The 24,453-nt window shown below is 68.1% G+C and carries 17 protein-coding genes; 11 read left to right on the top strand and 6 right to left on the bottom strand.

The genetic code is table 11. From position 1 onward, the window contains the following. Positions 1-33 precede the first annotated feature (33 nt). The 8 genes from ABZS29_RS13800 (at position 34) to ABZS29_RS13765 (ending at position 9,143) form a co-directional block, all read left to right on the top strand. Positions 34-1,545 (top strand): sugar ABC transporter ATP-binding protein, encoded by a 1,512-nt coding sequence (locus ABZS29_RS13800; RefSeq protein ID WP_355461687.1) that lies wholly within the window; start codon positions 34-36, stop codon positions 1,543-1,545. Next, the gene (locus ABZS29_RS13795; RefSeq protein ID WP_355461685.1) at positions 1,542-2,558 is read left to right on the top strand and encodes an ABC transporter permease; all 1,017 of its coding nucleotides are present in this window, start codon (positions 1,542-1,544) and stop codon (positions 2,556-2,558) included. Before ABZS29_RS13800 ends, ABZS29_RS13795 begins: the two co-directional genes overlap by 4 nt. Beyond that, complete coding sequence (gene yjfF / locus ABZS29_RS13790; RefSeq protein WP_355461683.1) at positions 2,555-3,526, top strand: galactofuranose ABC transporter, permease protein YjfF; 972 nt, start codon at positions 2,555-2,557, stop codon at positions 3,524-3,526. Before ABZS29_RS13795 ends, yjfF begins: the two co-directional genes overlap by 4 nt. Before the next feature lie 125 nt (positions 3,527-3,651). Then, positions 3,652-4,950 (top strand): extracellular solute-binding protein, encoded by a 1,299-nt coding sequence (locus ABZS29_RS13785; RefSeq protein ID WP_355461681.1) that lies wholly within the window; start codon positions 3,652-3,654, stop codon positions 4,948-4,950. Further along, complete coding sequence (locus ABZS29_RS13780) at positions 4,947-5,900, top strand: sugar ABC transporter permease (RefSeq protein WP_355461680.1); 954 nt, start codon at positions 4,947-4,949, stop codon at positions 5,898-5,900. The genes ABZS29_RS13785 and ABZS29_RS13780 overlap by 4 nt, the downstream gene beginning before the upstream one ends. Further along, positions 5,897-6,745, top strand: coding sequence for a carbohydrate ABC transporter permease (locus ABZS29_RS13775; RefSeq protein WP_355461678.1), 849 nt, complete (start codon positions 5,897-5,899; stop codon positions 6,743-6,745). The genes ABZS29_RS13780 and ABZS29_RS13775 overlap by 4 nt, the downstream gene beginning before the upstream one ends. Next, a complete protein-coding gene (locus ABZS29_RS13770) occupies positions 6,745-8,154 on the top strand; it encodes a GH1 family beta-glucosidase (RefSeq protein WP_355461677.1) in 1,410 nt (469 codons plus the stop codon). The genes ABZS29_RS13775 and ABZS29_RS13770 overlap by 1 nt, the downstream gene beginning before the upstream one ends. Continuing rightward, a complete protein-coding gene (locus tag ABZS29_RS13765) occupies positions 8,151-9,143 on the top strand; it encodes a LacI family DNA-binding transcriptional regulator (RefSeq protein WP_355461675.1) in 993 nt (330 codons plus the stop codon). Before ABZS29_RS13770 ends, ABZS29_RS13765 begins: the two co-directional genes overlap by 4 nt. A gap of 60 nt (positions 9,144-9,203) precedes the next feature. On the opposite strand, the gene ABZS29_RS13760 is transcribed toward ABZS29_RS13765, so the two are convergent. Beyond that, the gene (locus tag ABZS29_RS13760) at positions 9,204-12,050 is read right to left on the bottom strand and encodes a glycoside hydrolase family 48 protein (RefSeq protein ID WP_355461674.1); all 2,847 of its coding nucleotides are present in this window, start codon (positions 12,048-12,050) and stop codon (positions 9,204-9,206) included. A gap of 284 nt (positions 12,051-12,334) precedes the next feature. Here ABZS29_RS13760 and ABZS29_RS13755 point away from each other — a divergent pair, with 284 nt between their 5' ends. Beyond that, positions 12,335-13,654 (top strand): glycoside hydrolase family 6 protein, encoded by a 1,320-nt coding sequence (locus ABZS29_RS13755; RefSeq protein WP_355461672.1) that lies wholly within the window; start codon positions 12,335-12,337, stop codon positions 13,652-13,654. 22 nt (positions 13,655-13,676) lie between these two features. On the opposite strand, the gene ABZS29_RS13750 is transcribed toward ABZS29_RS13755, so the two are convergent. Then, positions 13,677-16,304 (bottom strand): substrate-binding domain-containing protein, encoded by a 2,628-nt coding sequence (locus ABZS29_RS13750; RefSeq protein ID WP_355461670.1) that lies wholly within the window; start codon positions 16,302-16,304, stop codon positions 13,677-13,679. A gap of 70 nt (positions 16,305-16,374) precedes the next feature. Between ABZS29_RS13750 and ABZS29_RS13745 the strand changes: the two genes are divergently transcribed. Together ABZS29_RS13745 and ABZS29_RS13740 are read left to right on the top strand one after the other, a co-directional pair. Continuing rightward, positions 16,375-17,421, top strand: coding sequence for a LacI family DNA-binding transcriptional regulator (locus ABZS29_RS13745; protein WP_355461668.1), 1,047 nt, complete (start codon positions 16,375-16,377; stop codon positions 17,419-17,421). 103 nt (positions 17,422-17,524) lie between these two features. After that, positions 17,525-19,534 (top strand): glycoside hydrolase family 6 protein, encoded by a 2,010-nt coding sequence (locus ABZS29_RS13740; protein ID WP_355461667.1) that lies wholly within the window; start codon positions 17,525-17,527, stop codon positions 19,532-19,534. A 27-nt stretch (positions 19,535-19,561) separates the two neighbouring features. Here the strand turns inward: ABZS29_RS13740 and ABZS29_RS13735 are convergent, their stop codons facing one another. The 4 genes from ABZS29_RS13735 to ABZS29_RS13720 are packed head-to-tail and all read right to left on the bottom strand — an operon-like array spanning position 19,562 to position 24,448. Further along, complete coding sequence (locus tag ABZS29_RS13735; protein WP_355463176.1) at positions 19,562-19,921, bottom strand: DUF2809 domain-containing protein; 360 nt, start codon at positions 19,919-19,921, stop codon at positions 19,562-19,564. Positions 19,922-19,924: 3 nt separating this feature from the next. Then, positions 19,925-22,297: a phosphoketolase family protein gene (locus ABZS29_RS13730; protein WP_355463174.1), complete on the bottom strand. Its 2,373-nt coding sequence runs from the start codon at positions 22,295-22,297 to the stop codon at positions 19,925-19,927. A gap of 2 nt (positions 22,298-22,299) precedes the next feature. Then, the gene (locus ABZS29_RS13725) at positions 22,300-24,096 is read right to left on the bottom strand and encodes a thiamine pyrophosphate-requiring protein (RefSeq protein WP_355461666.1); all 1,797 of its coding nucleotides are present in this window, start codon (positions 24,094-24,096) and stop codon (positions 22,300-22,302) included. A 22-nt stretch (positions 24,097-24,118) separates the two neighbouring features. Beyond that, positions 24,119-24,448: a hypothetical protein gene (locus ABZS29_RS13720; protein WP_355461664.1), complete on the bottom strand. Its 330-nt coding sequence runs from the start codon at positions 24,446-24,448 to the stop codon at positions 24,119-24,121. Positions 24,449-24,453: the final 5 nt, after the last annotated feature.

Genomic DNA, 24,453 nt, shown 5'->3' with positions numbered 1-24,453 from the left:
TAATCCCCGACGGCACCCACGGAAGGCAGGCGAATGACTTCGGCCGCACCGATCCTGCAGCTGACCGGGATCGGCAAACAGTTCCCCGGCGTCACGGCGCTGGACGACGTCGACCTCCGGGTGCTGCCCGGTGAGGTGCACGCGTTGATGGGCGAGAACGGCGCGGGCAAGTCCACGCTGATCAAGGTGCTGACCGGTGTCCACCCGGCCGACAGCGGGACCATCCTGCTGGACGGCCGGGAGGTCACCTTCGCGCACCCGCTCGAGGCCCAGCACGCGGGCATCAGCACCGTCTACCAGGAAGTGAACCTGTGCCCGAACCTCTCGGTCGCGGAGAACATCCTGCTCGGCCGGGAACCGCGCCGGTTCGGCCGGATCCAGTGGAAGGCGATGCGCCGGCGTGCGGCCGAGCGGCTCGCCGCGCTGGAACTCGATCTGGATGTGACGGCGCCGCTTGCGCAGTACTCGCTGGCGATCCAGCAGATGGTCGCCATCGCGCGGGCGCTCGAGGTCCAGGCCCGCGTGCTGGTGCTGGACGAACCCACCTCGAGCCTGGACACCGATGAGGTCGAGCAGCTGTTCCGGGTGATGCGGAACCTGAAGGAACAGGGCGTCGCGATCCTGTTCGTCTCGCACTTCCTCGACCAGGTGTACGAGATCGCCGACCGGATGACGATCCTGCGCAACGGCCGCCGCGAAGGCGACTACGCGATCGGTGAGCTCGGGCAGATGGAGCTGATCGCGAAGATGATCGGCCGCGACCTGGCCGAGCTCGAGCGGCTGGAAGAACGGCCGCCGGCGCGGACGACCGGGACCCTGCTGGAGGCCGACCAGCTCGGTCGCGCCGGCGGGATCGAACCGTTCAGCCTCACCATCCGCGAGGGTGAGGTCGTCGGTCTGGCCGGTCTGCTCGGTTCCGGCCGGACCGAGGTCGCGCGGCTCTTGTTCGGCGCCGACCACGCCACCAGCGGGTCCGTCACGATCGACGGCGAGCCGGTGTCGTTGCGGACTCCGCAGATCGCGATGACGCACAAGATCGCCTTCTGCCCCGAGGATCGCAAGGCGGACGGGCTGATTCCGGACCTCACCGTGCGGGAGAACGTCGTACTGGCGTTGCAAGCCCGGCGCGGCTGGACCCGGCCGCTCCCCCGTGAGCAACAGGCCCAGCTCGTGGATCGCTACATCAAGGCTCTGAAGATCAGCCCGGCCGATCCCGAACAGCTCGTCCGCAACCTGTCCGGCGGCAACCAGCAGAAGGTACTGCTGGCCCGGTGGCTGATTCTCGAACCCCGGCTGCTGATCCTGGACGAGCCGACCCGCGGGATCGACGTCGGCGCGAAGGCCGAGATCCAGCGGCTGGTCGCGGAACTGTCCGACGGCGGGATGGCCGTGCTGTTCATCTCCGCCGAGCTCGAGGAAGTCCTCCGGCTCAGTCACAAGGTCGGCGTCCTGCGCGACCGCCGGCTGATCGCCGAACTGCCCAACGACGACACCCTGACCACCGAGGTACTGATGCAGACCATCGCCAGCGGCGGCCGGTCATGAACCGGCGGCTGCTTTGGCCGGCGGTCGTGCTGGCCCTGCTCCTGTTGCTCAATCTCTTCTTCACACCCGGCTTCTTGTCGATCGAGGTCAAGGACGGCCACTTCTACGGCAGCCTGATCGACATCCTGCGCTTCGGAGCCCCGCTGGTGCTGGTCTCGCTGGGGATGACCCTGGTGATCGCCACCGGCGGCATCGACCTGTCGGTGGGCTCCGTGGTGGCGATCTCGGGAGCCCTTGCCTGCTTGGCGATCAGCGAAGGCACCGGCGTACTCGCGGCAGTCGCGGTGGCTGTTGCCGTAGCGCTGGTGCTGGGTGCGTTCAACGGCTTCCTGGTCGCCGTGGTCGGGATCCAGCCCATCGTGGCGACGCTGATCTTGATGGTCGCCGGGCGCGGGCTGGCCCAGCTGATCACCGACGGCCAGATCATCACGGTGACCAACGCGAACTTCAAGGTGATCGGCGGCGGCTATCTGTTGATGCTGCCGTTCGGCATTCTGCTCGCACTGGTCGTGCTCGCGGCCACCGTGTTCCTGACCCGGCGGCTCGCGCTCGGCCTGCTGATCGAATCGGTCGGCGGGAACGCGGAGGCCAGCCGGCTGGCCGGTCTGCGCTCGCGCGGCATCCTGATCACCGTCTACGCCTTCGCCGCGCTCTGCGCGGGGATCGCCGGCGTGATGGTGGCCTCGAACGTTTCCAGTGCCGACGGCAACAATGCCGGTCTCTGGATCGAGCTGGACGCCATCCTGGCCGTCGTCATCGGCGGCACCCTGCTGACCGGTGGCCGGTTCTCGCTGGGTGGCACGGTTCTCGGCGCACTCGTGATCCAGACCCTGACCACGACGATCTACTCGATCGGCGTACCGCCCGAAACCACGCTGCTGTTCAAGGCGCTCGTGGTCGCGGCGGTCTGCCTGCTGCAGTCGACGGCCTTCCGGGCCAAGGTCTTCCCGCAGCGGGAACGACCGGTCGCCCGGCCGGCGGCAACGAAAGACACAACGGAGGTTGCGCGGTGACTGCCCTGACCGGCGCGGTGGTCCCGCGCAAGTATCTGCCTGTCCTGGTGACGGCCGGACTCTTCGCCGCCATGTTCGTCGCCGGCGGCGCCCGGTACGAAGGGTTCTTCTCGACGCAGGTCGTGCTGAACGTCTTCATCGACAACGCGTTCCTGCTGGTCGTCGCGGTCGGGATGACATTCGTGATCCTCACCGGCGGGATCGACCTGTCGGTCGGATCGATGGTGGCACTGGCCACGATGGTTGCGGCGGTGTTGCTGAACGCCGGCTGGCCGCCGGTGGCCGTGATCGTCGTGGTGCTGCTGATCGGCGCGGGCCTGGGCCTGGGGATGGGGTGCATGATCCACTTCTTCGAGATCCAGCCGTTCATCGCGACGCTGGCCGGCATGTTCCTGGCCCGCGGCCTCTGCTACACGATCGGCACCGACTCGATCCCGATCACCGACCCGACGTTCACGGCCGCCGCGCAGACCCAGATCGGTCTCGGCGGCGGGCTCTGGATCTCCCCCAGCGTGCTGATCGCAGTGGCCGTCGTCGGCGTCGCGGCGTACGTGCTGCACCAGACCAGGTTCGGCCGGACGGTCTACGCGACCGGCGGCAACGAGCAGTCCGCGCGCCTGATGGGGTTGCCGGTCGCCCGGACGAAGCTCGGCGTCTACACGATCAGCGGCTTCTGCTCGGCACTCGGTGGTCTGCTGCTCGCCTTCTACATGCTGTCCGGGTACGGCTTGCACGCGGTGGGCCTGGAGCTCGACGCGATCGCTGCCGTGGTCATCGGCGGCACGCTGCTCACGGGTGGATCGGGCTTCCTGATCGGCACCGTCCTCGGCGTACTCATCCTTGGTCTGATCCAGACGGTGATCAGCTTCCAGGGCACGCTCAGCTCCTGGTGGACGAAGATTTTCGTCGGTCTGCTCCTCGGTGTGTTCATCCTGCTCCAGCGCGTGATCACGGTCCGGAAGAAGTAGACAGAAAGTTTCGGTCTCGATTTGGGAACGCTCCCATCGAGGTATTGACGGTTCCGGAACTGCCCCCGATGCTCTTGGGAGCGCTCCCAGATGGAGCGCTCAGAGTATCTAGGAGGGGTCAGGCGATGAGCCAGACGAAGCGGTTCCTGGCGGTCACGGTGGCTGCCGTGACAGCCCTGGGCATGGTCGGGGCATGCAGCAAGAACACCGAGGGCACCAAGCCCGCGGCCGACGGCAAGATCACGCTGGTGGTCGACACGTTCGGGGACTTCGGCTACAAGGCGCTGGCCGAGAAGTACCAGCAGGAGCACCCGGACGTGAAGGTCGAGCTGCGCAACGTGCAGAAGCTCGACGACTACAAGCCGAAGCTGACCCAGTACCTGGCCGCCGGCACCGGCGCCGGGGACGTGGTCGCGCTCGAGGAGGGCGTCCTCAACGAGTTCAAGACCCAGCCGCAGAACTTCGTCAACCTGCTCGACCAGGGGGCGGCCGAGCTGCAGCCGAACTTCCTGCCGTGGAAGTGGGACCTCGGCCGGGTCAGCGCCGACGGGCCGCTGATCGGCCTGCCCACCGACGTCGGCGGTCTGGCCGCCTGCTACCGCAAGGACCTGTTCGCGAAGGCGAAGCTGCCGACCGACCGGGACGCGGTCTCGAAGCTGTGGCCGGACTGGGACTCGTTCATCACCACCGGCAAGAAGTTCACCGCGGCCAACACCGGCGCGAAGGGCTTCGTCGACTCGGTCACGACCAGCTTCTCGGCGATGCTGTCGCAGGCCGGTGACACCAGCTTCTACGACCGTGACAACAAGCTGATCGCGGACTCCAACCCGGCCGTCCGGCAGGCCTGGGAGACCTCGATGAAGATGGTCGACCAGGGCGTCAGCGCCAAGATCGCGACCTGGTCCAAGGACTGGGAGGCGGGCTTCAAGACCGGCAGCTTCGCGGTCACCATGTGCCCGTCGTGGATGCTCGGCATCATCAAGTCCAACTCCGGCGACGCCAACGCCGGGAAGTGGGACGTTGCTTCCGTACCTGGCGGCGGTGGCAACTGGGGCGGCTCCTGGCTCGCCGTACCGACGCAGAGCAAGCACCCGAAGGAGGCCTACGAGCTGGCCAAGTACCTGACCTCGCCGGAGGGACAGGTGGCCGCGTTCAAGGAGGCCGGACCGTTGCCGACGGCAACGAAGGCGCTGGACGACCCGGCCTTCCTGGCGCTCACCAACGACTACTTCTCGAACGCTCCGGTCGGCAAGATCTTCGGTGCCGGGGCCAAGTCGCTGAAGCCGCTCTACCTCGGCCCGAAGCACCAGGCGGTCAAGGAGCGGGCCTTCGAGCCCGCGATGCAGGCCGTCGAGCAGGGCAAGCTCACCCCCGACAAGGCCTGGGAGCAAGCTCTCAAGAGCGCTGCCAAAGAGGCGAAGTGACCTCTTCCAGCGCCGTCCGGTCGCCGGCAGCAGCGCATGCTGCCGGCGACCGGCCCTCGTGGCGCTCCTGGCTGATGCGCGCGGACATGAAGTTCGCGCCGTACCTGTTCATCGCGCCGTTCTTCGTCCTGTTCGCGATCTTCGGGGCGTTCCCGCTGGTCTACACCGGCTGGGTGTCGCTGCACGACTGGCACCTGATCGGTGACCACACGTTCGTCGGGCTGGCCAACTACACCGCGCTGTTCGCGGATCCCGACTTCTGGAACGCGCTGAAGAACACCGTCGGCATCTTCGTGCTCGCGACCGTTCCACAGCTGGTGATGGCGCTGTCGGTCGCGAACCTGCTGAACCGCAAGATCCGCGCCCGGACGTTCTTCCGGATGGGCGTGCTGATCCCCAACGTCACCTCGGTGGCGGCCGTCGGCATCGTCTTCGGCCAGCTGTTCGCCCGCGACGTCGGCCTGGTCAACTACGTGATCACCCGGTTCGGGCTGGACGCGGTGGACTGGCAGGCCAACACCTGGTCCAGCTGGATCGCGATCGCCACGATGGTCGACTGGCGCTGGACCGGCTACAACACGCTGATCCTGCTCGGCGCGATGCAGGCGATCCCGAAGGACCTGTACGAGGCGGCGGAGCTGGACGGCGCGTCGCTCTGGCAGCAGTTCTGGCGGGTCACCGTCCCGCTGCTGCGCCCGACCCTGGTCTTCACCGTGATCATCTCCACCATCGGCGGTCTGCAGCTGTTCACCGAGCCGGTGATCTTCGGCAACGGGCGGATGCTCGGCGGCTCGCTCGGCCAGTTCCAGACGGTCGCGATGTACATGTACGAGACGGCGTTCCAGCGGTTCCAGTACGGCTACGGCGCCGCGATCGCCTGGTCGCTGTTCGGCCTGATCGTCGTGTTCTCGATGATCAATCTGCTGATCGTCCGGAGGGCAGCCAAATGACCGCGATGAGAGCCGCCTCCGTGCGGTTGTGGCGGACCAGCCCGCTGACGTACCTGGCGCTGGTCGTCGGCTGCCTGCTGTCGCTGTTCCCGATCTACTGGATGTTCGTCGTGGCCACCCGGTCCAACGACGTGATCAACGACATGCCGCCGCCGCTGCTGCCCGGCGGCGATTTCGGCGCGAACGTCGGCCGGGTCTTCGCCAACGAGCACGCCGCCTTCGCCTACGGCCTGGTGAACTCGCTGGTGGTCTCCAGCGTGGTGACGCTGTCGGTGGTCTTCTTCTCCACGCTTGCCGGGTTCGCGTTCGCGAAGCTGCGGTTCCGCGGCCGCAACGGGATGCTGCTGGTGATCATCGCGACGATGATGGTGCCGGTCCAGCTCGGACTGATCCCGCTCTACATGCTGATGGTGAAGATCGGCTGGAACGGCCATCTGCAGGCGGTGATCGTGCCGTTCCTGGTCAGCGGTTTCGGCGTCTTCATGATGCGCCAGTACGCCGCCGAGGCGATCTCGGACGAACTCGTGGAGGCCGCCCGGGTGGACGGCTGCTCGACCTTCCGGATCTACTGGAACGTCGTCCTGCCGGTGCTGCGTCCGGCCGCGGCCGTCCTCGGTCTGCTCACCTTCATGCAGACCTGGAACGAGTTCATCTGGCCGTACGCCGTCCTCGACGCCAACACCCCCACTGTCCAGCTGTCGCTCAGCCTGCTGGCGACGGCGTACTACACCGACTACGCGCAGGTCTTCGCGGCGACGGCCCTGGCCACGCTGCCCCTGTTCGCGGTCTTCGTCTTGTTCGGTCGCCAGATCATCAGCGGCCTCATGGAAGGTGCGATCAAGTAGTGACAACCGACAGCCAGACCGAGCCCGGTACCGGACTGCAGTTCCCGACCGGCTTCCTCTTCGGCGCCGCGACCGCCGCCTACCAGGTGGAGGGCGCGGCGACCGCCGACGGGCGCGGGCCCTCGATCTGGGACACCTTCGCCCATACCCCGGGCCGCGTCCTGGGCGGGGACAGTGGCGATGTCGCGATCGAGCACTACCAGCGGTTCCGCGAGGACGTCGCGCTGATGGCCGGCCTCGGGTTGCAGGCCTACCGGTTCTCGATCGCCTGGCCGCGGGTCCAGCCGAGCGGCAGCGGTGCACTCAACCAGGCCGGTGTCGACTTCTACTCGCGGCTGATCGACGAACTGCTGGCGGCCGGCATCGAGCCGTGGCCGACCCTGTACCACTGGGATCTGCCGCAGCCGATCGAGGACGCCGGCGGCTGGCCCGAGCGCGACACCGCCGAACGCTTCGCGGACTACGCCAGCGCGATCACCGGCGTACTGGGTGATCGGGTCCGGCAGTGGACGACGTTGAACGAGCCGTGGTGCTCGGCGTTCCTGGGCTACGGCTCGGGCGTGCACGCACCCGGTCGCACCGACCCGGCGGCCGCCGTACGGGCTGGGCATCACCTGATGCTCGGACACGGCCTCGCGGCCGGTCGGCTCAAGGCCGCGGGCCACAAGGTCGGCGTCACCATCAACCTGTACGACGTCGTACCGGTGAGCGACAGCGAGATCGACCTGGACGCCGCACGGCGGATCGACGGGCTGCAGAACCGCTTCTTCCTCGATCCCGTTCTGCTCGGCTCCTACCCGGCCGACGTGGTCGAGGATCTCTCCGGAGTCACCGACTTCGCGCACGTCCAGGACGGCGACCTGGCGGCCATCTCCACCCCGCTCGACGTGCTCGGCGTGAACTACTACAGCCGGCACGTCGTCACCGGGACGGCCGATGGCGGTGACGACGGCCACGGCGGTAGCGGTGGCGCCTCGCCGTGGCCGGGCAGCGAGCACGTCGGCTTCACCAAGGGCGAGTTGCCGGTCACCGCGATGGGCTGGGAGATCCACGCGGAGGGGCTCACCCACGTCCTCGAGCGGGTGGCGACGCAGTACCCGTCGGTCCCGCTCTACGTGACCGAGAACGGCGCCGCGTTCCCCGACGTACCGGGGGCGGACGGCCTGGTCCGGGATCCCGACCGGGTCAGCTACCTGGACGGTCACCTCCGGGCGTGCCAGGCGGCCATCGATCTCGGGGTCCCGCTGCACGGCTACTTCTGCTGGTCGCTGTTCGACAACTTCGAGTGGTCCTGGGGTTACTCACGCCGGTTCGGACTCGTCTATGTCGACTACGAGACGCAGACACGCACGCCCAAGAGCAGCGCGTATTGGTACGGCGATCTGATCCGAGGCAGGCTAGTGACATGACCGAACCCCGTCCCACCATCGAAACCGTCGCGGCCCGGGCGGGGGTGGGGCGGGGAACCGCGTCCCGCGTGGTGAACGGCTCGTCTCAAGTGAGCCCTGCGGCGCGGGCCGCCGTACTGAAGGCGATCGACGAGCTCGGGTATGTCCCGAACCGCGCGGCGCGCAATCTCGTCACCCGCCGTACCGACTGTGTGGCGCTGGTGATCTCGGAACCGGGCGAGCGGTTGTTCACCGAGCCGTACTTCGCCGGCATCGTCCGGGGCATCAGCGCGGCGCTGGCCGAGACGCCGCTGCAGCTGTGGTTGTCGATGGTGCAGAGCCCGTCCGAGCGCGTTCGCGCGGATCGGTTCCTGACCAGGGAGCACGTCGACGGCGTGATGATGCTCTCCCAGCACGCTGACGACCCGCTGCCGGGCAAGGTCCTGGCCGGCGGGTTACCGCTGGTTCTGTGCGGCCGCCCGCTGGTCGGGCCGGAGATCCCGTTCGTCGACGCGGACAACGCGAGCGGCGGGCGGCTGGCTGCGCAGCACCTGCTCGATCTGGGCCGCCGCCGGATCGCGTCCATCGCAGGTCCGCAGGACATGTCCGCCGGCGTGGCCCGGTTGCAGGGTTTCCGCGAGGTGGCCGGCGACGACCTCGTCGAGTACGGCGACTTCAGCGAGGAGAGCGGTGCGCGCGCGATGACGGCGCTGCTGGAGCGCGAGCCCACGCTGGACGCCGTCTTCGCCGCCTCCGACCCGATGGCCTTCGGCGCGATGCGAGTCCTCAAGGCGGCCGGGCGCCGGATCCCCGAGGACGTGGCCGTGATCGGCTTCGACGGCTCCCCCGGCGGCCGGCACTCCGACCCGCCGCTGACCTCGGTCTTCCAGCCGGCCGAGGAGATGGGCCGGGAGATGACCCGGCTGCTGCTCGCCCAACTGGCCGGCGACGAGTCGATCGAGACCCAGGTCATCGTCGGCACCCGCCTGGAGCTCCGCGGCAGCGCCTGAACATAAGGACGCGCCCCCGGCCAGGTGGTACCGGGGGCGCGCGTCTAGCAGGGTCTGGGGTTAGCCGAACAACTCGGCCTGCAGTGCGAACGCCGTAGCGATCTCTGCCTGCGCCCAGAACCGGTGATAGGTGAACGTCGGTGCCGCACCGCCGTTCAGGTACGACTGCACCTTCGGCCACTCCGGGTCGTTCTTGAAGAACGACCGCATCGACAGGAACGTCGAGCTCTGGTTGATGGCGTCACCGTTCGGCATCGTGCCGGTCCAGCCCGGCGGGACGTACGGGCCCTCGCCGGTCGCGGCGTCGTACTTGTCGTCGAACCGGTTGTAGTCGGTCCGCGTCTCCGGAATCGCGATGCCCTTGGCATCCTCGTGTGCCATCAGCGCGGTCAGCAGACCCTCGCCCGTGGTCCGCGCCGGCGTGGTGCCCGACTTGGCCGCGTAGTTCAGCAGGGTCTTGGCGAGTGACGCGGCGACGCCGACGTCCTGGCCGTGGTTGAGCACGCTCACCCGCAGGTTGGCGTTCGCGCCCGGCGAGCCGGCGTTCCAGGTGTCCGGTGCACCGGTCCACGAGAGGTCGGACGGGACCTGGAACGCCCCGTTCGCGCCGACCGTGGTGTTGGCGATTGCCCAGGGCACCCATTTGTCGAGGATCTTCTTCGCCCTCGCGTCCCCGGTCAGCTGGTACAGCGACGCCGTGCGCTCCATCTGCCAGACCTGGAAGCCGAACCACCGGTTCGACGGCGGGTCGCGCCAGACCGGGTGCGGGTCGTAGAACATGCCGTAGAAGGTCGGCGTACCGGCGGGCGGCGTGCCGTAGTTGCCTTCCCAGCTGTTCGTCACACCGCCGGCGATCCCGCCGTCGGCCGACTGCAGCCACTGCAGCAGCTCGAGTTGCCGGTCCATGCTCTTCGCCCAGTCCTGCTGGCCGGTTGCCGACTTCGGCTTCAGCGCAGGCACCTTCCCCAATGCGTACGCCGCCAGCGGGTTCTGGTAGCCCTGGTGCGAAGCACCGTCACCGATCCGCCAAGCCCAGCCCGCGGACGTGTCCGTCGCACCGCCCCAGGCGTAGTACCAGGACATCAAGTAGTGGTCGCTGTCCTTCCCGGTACCTGCCGGGCACGCGGCCGGTCCGACGCAGTTGCCGATCTTCTTGAAGTACTTGTCGAACATGGCGTATCGCAGGTAGTCGCCCATCTTCGCGGCCTTCGCCACCTCGGACGAGATGTCCGCCTGCTTGCCCTGCGCGGTCGCCCACTGGTTGGCCAGCAGCGCCACCTGTACGGCGCGCGCGTCCGCATCCGGCGCGTTGGTGTACTTCCACTGCTTGGCGTACGAACTGTCCTTGGTGAACAGGTCGAGATAGCCGTTCGGCCCGCCATGCTTGAAGGTGTCGCACGACGGCTGCGGAATGGTTTCCCACACCGACTCCGACGACCCGCGCTGATACGTGTTGATGTACGACGGCGCCGTCGTACCGTCGCCGCAGCGGCCGAAGCCGAGCGTGTTGTCGACGTCGAGCAGCCAGTGCATGCCGTAGATGTCATCAGTCCCGTACGCCGACTTGAGCTCGGCGGCGATCGGGTCGGAGCCGACCGCGATCGACGTGTCGAGCTGGGACGGGTAGCCGGTCATCGCGTTGTGCTCGGGCGCGTACGTCGCCGGCTTCGCCGGGTTGTACTTGTCGTTGGTCGGCTGATCGGCCTTGGCCGGGATGATGAACTTCTCCATCGACGCCCAGGCCGCCTTGAACGGAGCCCAGTCACCACTGATCTTGCCGTAGCTCGCTTCCAGCCAGAGGTAGTAGCTGAACGCCTCCGACGTGGTCTGGTGCCCGTGGTCCGGCGCTTCGACCATCAGCGTCTCGACCGCGTGGTACGGCACCAGCAGGTCACCGAACTTGCGGAAGTAGCCGCTGGCCGGGTCCTTGATCTTGTTGTACTGCTTGAGAAACGCCTCCTGGAACGGCGGAGTAGTTGCCGAGAGCTCCTTTGCCGTCACGGTGGCGGCCGCGTAGCCGGTGGCGGTCGCGGAGAAGACGGCAGTCACCAGGTCGCCGCCGTTCGCCGCGGAGCTCACCGTCACGTTCTGCGGGGTGTTCCAGTTTGCTGTGGTGAATGTCAGCGAGGCCGGAGTCGCCGTGAGGTCGGTACTGCCCGATGAGCGGGCCACCCCGACAGTCACCGAGGCCGACGGCTGACTCGCGAGCGTTACGCCGAAGGTCGCCGTACCGCCTTGTTTGACGCTGACTGTCGCGGGCGAGGCCACGATCGTCGGACCAGCAAGGACCTTGATCGGCACCGGTGTAGCGGAGGCGGCCAGGCCGCGGTCGTCGGTCGCGCGCGCCGAGACAACGTGATCACCGACGGATGCACCCGACCACGAGCCTTGGTAGGGAGCCGTCGTGTCGGTGCCGACCACGACACCGTCGGCCAGGAACTCGACCTTCGCCACCGTGCCGTCACTGTCGGACGCAGTGGCCGCGAGCGGAATCGCCTGTCCGGTCTGGAACGCCTGCGCCGCTGTCGGCGAGGTCACCGCGACTGTCGGGGCCTTGTTGGCCCCGGTGCACGAGACGCCGTTGACCGTGAAGTCGGTGGGCTTGCCGTTGGATGCTCCACGGGTGCCCTGGAAGCCGACGTTGGCGCTACCGCCGGTGCCGATGTTGCGGTTGTGGTCGGCCGGCAGGACGGTCACCTTGGCGCCGGACTGCGTGTAGCTGCCGTTCCACAGGTTCGTCACCTGCTGGCCGTCCGGAAAGGTCCAGGCCAGTGTCCAGCCGTTGATCGGGTCGCCGTCGTTCTTGATCGTCACATCGGCGACGAAACCGCTGCCCCAGTCGTTCTGCACGGTGTAGGTGACCGAGCAGGCCACCGCGGCCTGTGCGGTCGGCGCGACCAGCTGCATAAGTCCTGCCGCGGCCGCCATCGCGACCCCCAGGACGAGCGGTCTGGCGCGGAGCCGGTCCGCTCTCGTTCGAAGCCTCATAGTTTCCCTCCATCGGGACCAGGTGGGCGGGGACGCTGGATGGGAGCGCTCCCAGTTGCGGCAGCGTAAGAGCTGAAGGAGGCAGCGAGAAGGCCGGGCAGTGGACCTAAACGTTTCAGCTGCGGGAATGCTCCCGGCTGGCTACATTCCACAGCGATGGGAGTGCTTCCGATGTCCGTCCCCCGACATTGGAAGGTGCGTTCATGCGTTCACGACACCCGGCGCTCGGCGGCCTGATGGCCGCCCTGACGCTCAGTTCCGGCCTGCTGGCCGCGGTGCTCACCGGAGGTAGTGCCCAGGCTGCCTCCTCGGCGTTCTACGTGGATCCGAACACCGGCGCGGCCAAATGGGTCGCGGCCAACCAGGGCGATTCGCGGGCGCCGATGATCCGGGACCGGATCGCGTCCACACCGCAAGGCAAGTGGTTCACCACCACCAACACCGGCACCGTCCGGGGTGAGGTCGAGGCCTACGTCGGCGCCGCCGCGGCGGCCGGCAAGGTGCCGATCCTGGTCGTCTACGACATCCCGAACCGCGACTGCGGCGGAGCCAGCAGCGGCGGCGCGCCGTCGCACGAGGCCTACCGGGCGTGGATCGACCAGGTCGCGGCCGGGATCGGGGGCCGGCCGGCGGCCGTCATCCTCGAGCCCGACGTCCTGCCGATCATGACGAACTGTCAGTCGGCCGACCAGCAGAACCAGACGAAGGCCTCGATGGCCTACGCGGGCAAGAAGCTCAAGTCCGGTTCGAGCCAGACCAAGGTGTACTTCGACATCGGCCACTCGGCGTGGTTGTCGCCGGCCGACGCGGCGGCCCGGCTGCGCGGCGCGGACATCTCGAACAGCGCCGACGGAATCTCCACCAACGTGTCGAACTACCGGACCACCGCCGACGAGACGAACTTCGCCAAGGCCGTCCTGAACTCGGTCGGCGACTCCCGGCTCCGTGCGGTGATCGACACCAGCCGCAACGGCAACGGGCCGGCGGGCAGCGAGTGGTGCGACCCGGCCGGCCGCGCCATCGGTACGGCGAGCACTGACCAAACCGGTGATGGTCAGATCGCGGCGTACCTGTGGGTCAAGCCGCCGGGTGAAGCCGACGGATGTATCGCCCAGGCGGGTCAGTTCGTGCCCCAGCGCGCCTACGAGCTGGCGGCCGCCGGCGGCACCACGAACCCGCCGGACCCGACGCCCACCACGCCCACGCCGCAGCCGGGTGGATGCAAAGTGACACACCGGGTGACCAGCACCTGGAGCTCCGGCTACACCGGTGAGGTCGTCATCGAGAACCGCGGAGCGCCGATCAACGGCTGGACACTCACCTTCTCGGCACCTGGTGTGACGGTGACCCAGGGCTGGAACGGCACCTGGACAGACACCGGCGACACCGTGCGGGTCGTCAACGTGTCCTGGAACGGCAGTCTCGGTACTGGTGCTACCGCGACTATCGGCTACAACGCGGATTACACCGGCGGTACTCCGCCGTTCTCCGCGGCGACCTTGAACGGCGCGGCCTGCTCCTGACGCCGGATCGGCGCCTCACCGCTCAGCGGGGAGGCGCCGATGCGCGGGTCTGCGCCCGGAGCAGCGCGATATCCGCCGCCCGCAATGCGTCATCGGCATTCTTGAACTGCTGAATGCCCGGCAGCACCCCGATGGCGATCTCGAGCTCGGGCGCGGCCGTCAACTGCGTGAGCACTTCCTGCAGCCGCGCCTGATCCGGCCGGACATCCTCGAGCAGTACGCCGAACTCGTCCTGCCGAAGCCGAGCCGCCGAATCCCCACCCCGCAAGACCGATTGCAACCGCCGGACCACCTCACGCCGTACGTCGGCCCGGGCCGAAGGTGAGGGGTCGACAACCCGAGCAAGCAGTACGGCATAGTCCTCCTCCCCCGGGCGGTTGCGGACCCGATCCAGCGCCTCGCCCAGCCGATCGAGGAACAGCACCCGCCCGGCCAGGCCGGTCTCCGGATCGCGCAAGGTGTTGCTGCGAAGGGCGAGCTCTGCCTCCTTGCGCTCGGTCATGTCGACGAACGCCCCGACCAGACGGGCCGGGCAACCGGCATCGTCGAGGACCGCTACCGCGCGGCACATCATCCAGCGGTAGTCGCCCGAGGACGTCCGCACCCGATGCTCGATCTCGAGCGGAGCGCGAGCACCACCCAACTGCGCTGCGATCGCGGCCGACAGGTCGAGCTTGTCGTCGGGATGCACCCGGTCGAGCCACTCCGACGGCGTACAGCCGATCTCGTCCTCGCCGTACCCGAGTGTCTGTTTCCAGCGTGGCGAGTAGTAGACCGTACCGGCCGAGACATCCCAGTCCCACGTCCCGTCCTGAGCCGCCATCGACGCCAAGGCGTAGCGCTCCTCACTGGCACGCAGTGTGTCCGCCAACGCTCGCTCGCGATTGGCCGCCTCGGCCAAAGCCTGCCGCTGGTCGTGCAGCGAGGCCAACAGGCGTTCGTGATCCAGCGCGACGGCCAGCAGCGCAGCCCAGTGGTTGTACTTGTCCCGGCCGCTGGTCATCCGGGTGTCGACCGTGCCTTCGATCGCGAGCAGACCCCAGTCGCTGCCGCGCGAGGTGACCGGCAGGATCAAGGTGAGCCGGCTGCTGCCGGCCGCCCCCGCGCGCGTCATCGCCGCAGGTGGGAACTGGCTGGCTCCCGACCGCGATCCGACAAGCCGGGACAGCGCGCCGGAGTTGTCGTCGACGCCGACGATCTCCAGCTCCCGATCGCCCGCCGCGGGACCGGTCCATAGGCCTAGGCAGGCGGCGCCACGGCCGGCTCGCGGCAACCAGGTCAGTGTCCGCGGCCCAACACCGTTGCCACGCAGAAGATCCATGTCGACTTCGTACTGGTCCGCGATTGCTCGTTCCAGATAGCCGCTCCGCGCCAGCAACGGCTGCGTGCAACCTCTCGTCAGGGCCAGCGTGATCTCCGTACCGGTGCGGTACAACGCAGGCAGCCGCTCCGACCCGGCAGGCAGCGTGCTCGCGAGCTCCCACTCGAGGTCGCGAACGACAGAGATCAGCTGCTCGAGAGTCTCCGGATGCGGCCGCCGGGCCGAGGTCAGCTTGGCCAGCCCGCTGAGCGCGGTGCCGTTGGGTAGTTGGCCTTGCTCGGCGGCAGCGGTGATCGGATCGACAACCGCTCGAAGCCATCGATCGCGGGACTCGTCGTCGATCCGCCGACTGTCCGCGACCGACGGCGGGGCGGCGAACCCGGTGTCGGCCAGGTGCTGCAGCCGGGCATTGGCAGACGTCGTCTGCGGCTCGCCGTGAGCACCCACCGGCGACTCACCACATCCGCAGGACTCGCGAATCACCAGCGTCGACGGAGCCCGGTGCACACCACCCGGTACGGCCTCACCGCGCAACCGCGCCAGCAACAGATCCACGGCCAACCCGGCGACCCGATCGTTGTGTGGATCGATCGTCGAGAGTCTGGGCAGCAAGCGGGCGCCACTGTCGGTGTGGTCGAACCCGATCACGGCGTGATCGCGCGGCAGCACGACTCCCGCCGTACGCAAGGTCCGCAGGAATCCGATCGCATTGCGATCCGTCGCGGCGACAGTCGCCGTGGTCGGTAACCCCGTTGCCAGCAAGCGCGCAGCAGCGTCAGCACCAGCCTGCTCGTGGTTGTCGGCAGTTTCCTGGAACCACTCCTGATCAATCCCATGCTCGACCAGCGCCGCGCGATAGGCCTCATACCGTTCGCGGATGTCCCGCTGCGCCGGGTTGCCGATGAACCCGATGCGGGTGTGCCCGTGATCGATCAGATGCCGTACGGCGGCCCGCACCCCGCCGGCGTTGTCCGGAACCACCACCGGCGCATCCGAGCCGGCCGCGTCCGCACTCAGTACGACGACCGGCCGTCCCCACTCGTGGACCGCGGCGAGCCGGTCCTGCCGGACAGCGCTGGCAAGGATGATCAGACCGTCCACCGCACCCAGCGCCACCGGCACCTCGAGCAACGGTTCGTCGGGGTAGCGCTCACGATCGAGACCGGCCGGGTAGGTCTGAACGGCGACCACCCGATGACCGGCATTACGCGCCGCGCGGGCGATCCCGGCGATCAGCGCACCGAAGTAGAACCCGCCGACGACGGGCGAGAGTACGCCGATCGTCCGGCGCGGAATCCCGTTGGTCGCAGTACGTCGTACTGTCCCCATCCCCAATCCTCTCCTTCAGCGCGGTACCGAACTGATGCGTTTCGGGCCGCCAGGCCACACACTGGTCATTGTGGTCTCACCGCCCCCCGACCGCCCCGGCTCGCCCGCGCGCCGCGCCACGATCGCGGACATCGCCCGCGCGGCCGGTGTGTCGATCGCCGTTGTCTCGTACGCCGTCAACGGTCGCCCCGGCGTCTCCGCGGCGACCCGTGAACGTGTGCTGCGGATCGCCGAGGAGTACCGGTGGCAGCCGAGTGCCGCGGCCCGGTCGATGCACACCGGGCCCCGCGCGGTCGGGCTCGTGGTCAGCACCGCCACCGGCGGGGTGTCGTCGGCGACCTCGTTCCTCGATCTCGTCACGGCGATCCAGGACGTGTTCACCGACCATGGATACGCCTTGCTGCTCAAGGTTGTCGACTCCGTCGATGCGGCGGTGACGACGTACCGGACCTGGTGGGCCGAGCATCGCTTCGACGTGATGATCGTGACGGACGTACTCAGCGAGGATCCGCGCGTCGAGGCGTTGCGACGGTTGCGGGCGCCGGCCGTGGTGGTGGGTCCGCCGACGGCCGCACAAGGGCTGACCTCGGTCTGCCTGGACGAGGACGAGGCGTTCACGCGAGTGGCGACGTACCTGATCGGGTTGGGACATCGCCAGGTCGCAGCCGTGACTGCGCCGCCAGGCTTGCAGAGCACCCAGGTTCGCGTGGCTGCGCTGACGCGGACGCTCGAGGCCGCCGGTGGTTCGCTGAACTGGATGACGACCGACGCCGGTCCAGAGGAGGCAGCCGCTGCGACTCGGCAGCTGCTGACCGGCCCGGCACCGCCGTCCGTGATCGTCTACGACTCAGACCAGATGGCGCTGGCCGCGCTCGACGTGGCACGACGCCTCGGGCTCGAGGTGCCGTGGGATCTGTCGATCCTCGCCGCGAGCGACTCGGCGCTCTGCCGACTCAGTACGCCGTCCATCACCGCGCTGCCGTCGCCGTTGCGAGAACTGGGGACAGCCGTCGGAACGGCAGTCCTGGCAGTGCTCAACGGGCAAACACCGACCGGTCAGGTCGTGCCGATCGGTGGACTCGCGATTCGCGGGAGCACCGGCCCGTTGGCCCGCTGATCCGCGAACTTAAACGTTTCGGTCCATCCCGGCGGCGGAGTCGCCTGTGCGAGGTTCAGGTACCGGCTTTCCGCCTGCCGGACTGATCCTCGAGGAGGACCGCGTGTCCCGAATCCCGAAGCGGCTGTTCGCCGCAACTACTGCCCTGGCAACCGGCCTGATCGCCTTGCCGCTCACCGCCCTGAGCGCCAATGCCGCCGAACCGCACGTCGACAACCCCTACGCCGGGGCGACCCAATATGTGAACCCCACCTGGGCCGCCTCCGTGGAGGGGGCTGCCACCCGAGCGTCCGATGCCGCGCTCGCCGCCAAGATGCGCGCCGTCAAGACGCAGCCGACCGCGGTCTGGATGGACCGGATCAGCGCCATCACCGGCAACGCCGACGGGAACGGCCTGCGCTTCCATCTGGACCAGGCCCTGCTGCAGAAGCAATCCGGTACGCCGTTGGTCGTGAACCTGGTGATTTACGACCTCCCCGGCCGGGACTGCTATGCCCTCGCGTCGAACGGCGAACTCCCGGCGACCGATGCCGGGCTGGCGCGGTACAAGGCCGAGTACATCGACCCGATCGCGGCGATCCTGGCCGACACGAAGTACCAGGGGCTGCGGATCGCGGCCACCATCGAACCGGATTCGCTGCCGAACCTGATCACCAACATCTCGACTCAGCCCTGCGCACAGGCCGCGCCGTACTACCGGGCCGGCGTCAAGTACGCGCTGGACAAGCTGCATGCGATCCCGAACGTCTACAACTACATCGACGCCGCCCACTCGGGCTGGCTCGGCTGGGACAGCAACTCCGGTCCTGCCGCGAAGCTCTTCGCCGAGGTAGCCCGGACGACCACAGCCGGCTACGCCTCCATCGACGGCTTCGTCACCAACACGGCGAACACGACACCGCTGGTCGAGCCGTACCTGCCGAACTCGTCGCTGACCGTCGGCGGCAACCCGGTTCGCTCAGCGAAGTTCTACGAGTGGAACTTCGACTTCGACGAGGCCGACTGGACGGCGCATCTCTACAACCTGCTGGTTGCCGAGGGCTTCCCGACCACCATCGGCATGCTCGTCGACACCTCGCGCAACGGCTGGGGTGGTGCCGCCCGTCCGAGCGCCGTCTCGACCAGCACGGACCTGAACACCTACGTCAACCAGTCCCGGGTCGACCGCCGCATCCACCGTGGTGCCTGGTGCAACCCGGCCGGCGCCGGAATCGGCGAACGGCCGCAGGCCACGCCTGCCGGCTACTCCGGCTCGCACCTCGACGCCTTCGTCTGGATCAAGCCCCCGGGTGAGTCCGACGGTGCGTCCACCGACATCCCCAACGACGAGGGCAAGCGGTTCGACCGGATGTGTGACCCGACGTTCGTCTCGCCGAAGCTGGACAACCAGCTGACCGGAGCCCTGCCGGATTCGCCGCTGGCCGGTCGCTGGTTCGAAGCACAGTTCGTCCAGCTCGTGCAGAACGCCTACCCGGTCATCGGCGGCGGCGGCAACCCGTCCGACACCACCGCGCCCTCGACCCCGGCCGGACTGACAGCCGGCACCGTGACGAACACCTCGGTCGCGCTGTCCTGGACCGCCTCGACCGACAACGTCGGCGTGACGGGCTACGACATCTACCGCGGCAGCACCCTCGCCGGTAGCTCCACGACCACGAGCTTCACCGCGACAGGTCTCACCGCCAACACGGCGTACTCGTTCACCGTCCGCGCGAAAGATGCCGCAGGCAACGTCTCGGCACCGTCGGCGGCCGTGTCGGTCACGACGACCGGCTCGGGCAACCCGACCGGCGGCTGTAAGGTCAACTACTCGGCGAACAGCTGGAACACCGGCTTCACGGCGTCGATCAAACTGACCAACACCTCAACGGCACCGCTGGCCAACTGGGCGCTCTCGTTCGACTTCGCCAACGGCCAGACGGTCCAGAGCGGCTGGAACGCCAACTGGTCGCAGACCGGCACGAAGGTGACCGGGACGCCGGTCCCAGGTTCGTGGAACGCCACCATCGCGCCCGGTGCCACCGTCGACATCGGTTTCAACGGAACACACTCGGGCACCAACAATGCACCGACCGCCTTCACGGTCAACGGGCAGTCCTGCACCATCGCCTGATCGACCAGCGAAACTCCTCGCCCGGCCCTAGGCAGCCCCTGGGCCGGGCGAGGCTTTGCTTCGCACGATCACGATGCCGAGGGCGGCGCCGACGACGTACCAGAAGAGGTCGGGGGCGTTGAAGGTCGAGCCCAGGACCAGGTGGGCCAGGGTGCTGCGGGCGGAGAGGTCCGCGGGGATGCCGGTGAGCTGGAAGAACTCCACGGCCCAACTGAACCCGGTGGCTGCGATCGCCGCCCAGAGCGGACGCAGCCAGAAGGCCAGCAGGGCGTAGATGAGAGTTGTGTAGAGCGCGACACCGGCGTACTTGGCGAAGTCACCGCCGGTGAAAGCCCGTACGCCGAGGCCGAGTGCGAGCACGACAGGCACCGCGAGCCAGGGTTTCATCACCTAGCTGATGATGTCCCATCGCCAGTCCCTCACCTCCGGGAGGTCCTCGCCGTACTCGGTGACGTAGGCGCGGTGCCGGGTCCGCTGATCGGCGAAGTACTGGCGCGTCGACACGGCCCGGCTGCCGAGCGACGGCACGCGGTCGATCACGTCCATCGCCAGGTGATAGCGGTCGAGGTTGTTCAGGACGACCATGTCGAACGGCGTGGTCGTCGTACCCTCCTCGACGTAGCCGCGGACGTGCAGGTTGTCGTGGCCGTTGCGGCGATACGTCAGTCGATGGATCAGCCACGGATAGCCGTGGTACGCGAAGATCACCGGCTTGTCGGTCGTGAACAACGCGTCGAACTCGCGATCCGGCAGCCCGTGCGGATGCTCGCTCGCATCCTGCAGCCGCATCAGATCCACGACGTTGACCACGCGGATCTTCAGCTCGGGCAGGTGTTCACGCAGCAGGCTGACCGCGGCCAGCGTCTCCATCGTCGGTACGTCGCCCGCGCACGCCATCACGACATCCGGGTCGCCGTCGTCGTTACTGGCGAAGTCCCAGACCCCGATCCCACGCGCACAGTGCAGTGCCGCCGACTCCCAGTCGAGCCAGTTCGGCTGCGGTTGCTTGCCGGCGACAACGACGTTGATGTAGTTCCGGGTCCGCAGGCAGTGGTCCATCGTCGAGAGCAGCGTGTTCGCGTCCGGCGGCAGATAGACGCGGACGACCTCGGCCTTCTTGTTCACCACGTGGTCGATGAAACCCGGGTCCTGATGCGAGAAGCCGTTGTGGTCCTGGCGCCAGACGTGGGAAGTGAGCAGGTAGTTCAGCGACGGGATCGGCCGCCGCCAGGTCAGCCGGTTGATCGTCTTCAGCCACTTGGCGTGCTGGTTCACCATCGAGTCCACGATGTGCACGAAGGCCTCGTACGACGAGAACAGGCCGTGCCGGCCAGTCAGCAGGTAGCCCTCGAGCCAGCCCTGACACGTGTGCTCGCTCAGGATCTCGAGCACCCGCCCATCCGGGGAAAGGTTCTCATCGGTGTCCCGGCGATTGGCCAGCCAGGCCTTCTCCGTCACCTCGTAGACCGCGTTCAGCCGGTTCGACTCGGTTTCGTCTGGCCCGAAGAGCCTGAGATTGCTGGGATTCTCCACGAAGGCATCCCGCAGGTAGGCGCCGAACACCTTCGTCGGTTCGCCGGTCTCGGCCCCAGGCTCCTTCACCGGTACGGCGTACTCCGCGACCGGAGGCAGCACCAGATCGCGCGCCACCCGACCGCCGTTCGCATGCGGTGACGAGCCCATCCGCAACTGCGGACTCGGCGCCAGCTCCAGCAGACTCTGCACCGGACGGCCGTGGTCGTCGAACAACTCCTCCGGCCGGTAGCTGCGCAGCCACGACTCCAACTGGCGCAGGTGATCCTCGTTCGTCCGAACACCCGACAGCGGCACCTGATGAGCCCGCCAGGTGTCCTCGATCGGCTCGCCGTCGACAGTCTGCGGTCCGGTCCAGCCCTTCGGTGTCCGGAGCACGATCATCGGCCAGGCAGCCCGCGTCGGCGGCTGCTCTGCCGACCGCGCCTCGCGCTGGATCTCATCGATCCGGTCCAGGCACGTGTCCAGGGCAGCAGCCAGGGCTTGATGAACGGTCGCCGGATCCGATCCCTCGACCAGGTACGGCTCGTGACCGTACCCGCGCAGCAGCGCAGTCAGCTCCTCGTCACCGATCCGCGCCAGCACGGTCGGGTTGGCGATCTTGTAACCGTTGAGATGCAGGATCGGCAGCACCGCGCCGTCCCGGACGGGGTTCAGGAACTTGTTCGAGTGCCAGGACGCCGCCAGCGCACCGGTCTCCGCTTCGCCGTCGCCGATCACACAGGCCACGACGAGATCCGGGTTGTCCGCGGCCGCGCCGTACGCGTGGCTCAGGGAGTACCCGAGCTCGCCGCCCTCGTTGATCGATCCGGGGACATCGGCCGCGACGTGACTCGGGATGCCGCCAGGGAAGGAGAACTGCTTGAACAGTCGGGCCATCCCCGGCTCGTCCCGGGTGGTACTCGGGTAGGCCTCGGTCCAGCTGCCCTCGAGCCAGGTGTTCGCCACGATCGCCGGACCGCCGTGCCCAGGCCCGATCACCGCCAGCATCTCCCGGTCGCGCTGCCTGATCACCCGGTTGAGGTGCGCGTAGACCAGGTTCAGGCCGGGTGTCGTACCCCAGTGGCCGAGCAGCCGCGGCTTGATGTGCTCCGGCCGCAAAGGTTCCTTCAGCAGCGGGTTCGCCAGCAGGTAGATCTGCCCCACCGACAGGTAGTTCGCCGCCCGCCAGTAGGCGTCGATCCCTTGCAGTTCGTCGTCGCTCAGCGGCCGGGCCTCGACCTGCGGCATCGTCACGAATCTCCTCCTCGTCCGGGCAGAAACTCCTGGATCTTGGACTTGACGCCCTCCTTGATCACGTCGATGCGATCGGAGTCCCCCCGGATGATCGACTCCAGGGACTTCTCCAGCTGGTCCCACGACGCGTGCGGAGGGATCGGCGGTACGGCGGGATCGGTCACGAACTCGACGACGCACGGCCGGTCCGCGGCCAGCGCCTCCTCCCAGGCCGGCGCCACCTCCGCCGGCTTCGCCGCCAGGATCCCGCCAAGTCCGAGGCTGCGCGCATAGCCGGCGTACGGGAAGTCCGGCAGTTGCTGGGAGGGCAGGAACTGCGGCGATCCGCCCATCGCCCGCAGCTCCCAGGTCACCTGGTTGAGGTCGTTGTTGTGCAGCACCGCGACGACGAGGCGCGGGTCGTCCCAGTCCTGCCAGTACTTCGCGATCGTGATCAGCTCGTTGATGCCGTTCATCTGCATCGCGCCGTCGCCGACCAGCGCCATACACGGCCGGCCGAGCCGGCCGAACTTCGCACCGATCACGTACGGAACACCCGGTCCCATCGTGGCGAGCGTGCCGGACAGCGAACCGCGCATGCCGTCGCGGAAGCGGAGGTGCCGCGCGTACCAGTTCGCCGCCGAACCGGAGTCGGCCGTCACGATCGCATCGGCGGGCAGCCGCGGCGAGAGTTCGTGGAAGACGAGCTCGGGGTTCACCGGGTCCGCCGAGGTCTTGGCGCGCCGCTCCATCACTTCCCACCAGCGGCCGACGTTGCTCTCGATCTGGTCCCGCCAGGACCGATCGGTCTTGCGGTCGAGCAGCGGGATCAGCCGTCGCAGCGTCTCGGCCGAGTCGCCGACCAGGTTGACCTCGAACGGGTAGCGCATCCCGATCATCGTCGGATCCCGGTCGATCTGCACCGCTCGCGCCTTGCCGAACTCCGGCAGGAACTGGCTGTACGGGAAGTTGGATCCGACCACCAGCAAGGCGTCGCAGTCCCGCATCAGCTCGTACGACGGCCGGGTGCCGAGCAGCCCGATCGACCCGGTCACCCAGGCATGTTCGTCGGAGAGAACGTCCTTGCCCAGCAGGGCTTTCGCCACCCCGGCACCGAGCAGGTCGGCGACCGTGGTCACCTCGGCCGCGGCCTCCCGGGCGCCTTGGCCGATCAGGATCGCGACCTTCTCGCCCGCATTCAGCACGTCCGCCGCCCGGCGCAGGTCCTCGTCAGCCGGTACGGCGGCCGACCACGTCAGGTCGAGGCTCGACGGCACCATCTTGAACGCGTGCGAAGGAGCGACGTACTCGAGCTCCTGGACGTCGGCCGGCACCACCAAAGCCGTGACCGTACGGCGGGAGGTCGCGATCCGGATCGCGCGATCCAGCAGGTTCGGCAGTTGCTCGGGAACCATCACCTGCTGGCAGTACTCGTTCGCGACATCCTTGAACAAGGACATCAGATCGACTTCCTGCTGGTAGTGCCCGCCGAGCGCAGTACGCGCGGTCTGCCCGACGATCGCCACCACGGGTACGTGGTCGAGCTTGGCGTCGTACAGGCCGTTCAGGAGGTGGATGGCGCCGGGCCCGCTGGTCGCCGTACAGACGCCGACGCGGCCGGTGAACTTGGCGAAACCGACGGCCTCGAACGCCGCCATCTCCTCGTGCCGCGCTTGCACGAACCGCGGCTGGTCGCCGGCCCGTTCCCAGGCCGACAACAACCCGTTGATGCCGTCCCCGGCGTACCCGAAGACGTGGTCGACGCCCCAGTCCCGCAATCGCTCGAGCATCACGTCCGCGACCGTGCTCGCCATCGCGCGTCGTCCCTTCCGTCGGTCAGAATCCGGTAGTGGCCAGCAACTCCAGTACGTCGGCCCGCGACGACGTCACGTCCAGCCGGCAGCTCCCCGACCAGCACCGTCGTTGTGCCACGTCCAGAAGTCGTGGCAACAGCTCGCGGCCCGCCGGGCCGAGCTCCGCTTCGAAGACCAGCACGACACTGCGCGTGCGCCGCCCGCAGACATCCACCAGCAACTCCCGCACGGCCGCCGCCACCGCCTCGGTCAGCTGCTCTTCGACGACGATCCGCACCAGAGCGCCGTCGCGCTCGAGCCGGATCGCCGGATAGTTCACATCGTCATAGGTTTCTTGCTCAAGAACGGTCATCGAAC

The organism is Kribbella sp. NPDC005582 (assembly GCF_040605415.1).
Classification (GTDB): Bacteria; Actinomycetota; Actinomycetes; order Propionibacteriales; family Kribbellaceae; genus Kribbella.
Note: the sequence above shows the minus strand (reverse complement) of the source record. Positions and strands in the feature narration are given on the sequence as shown.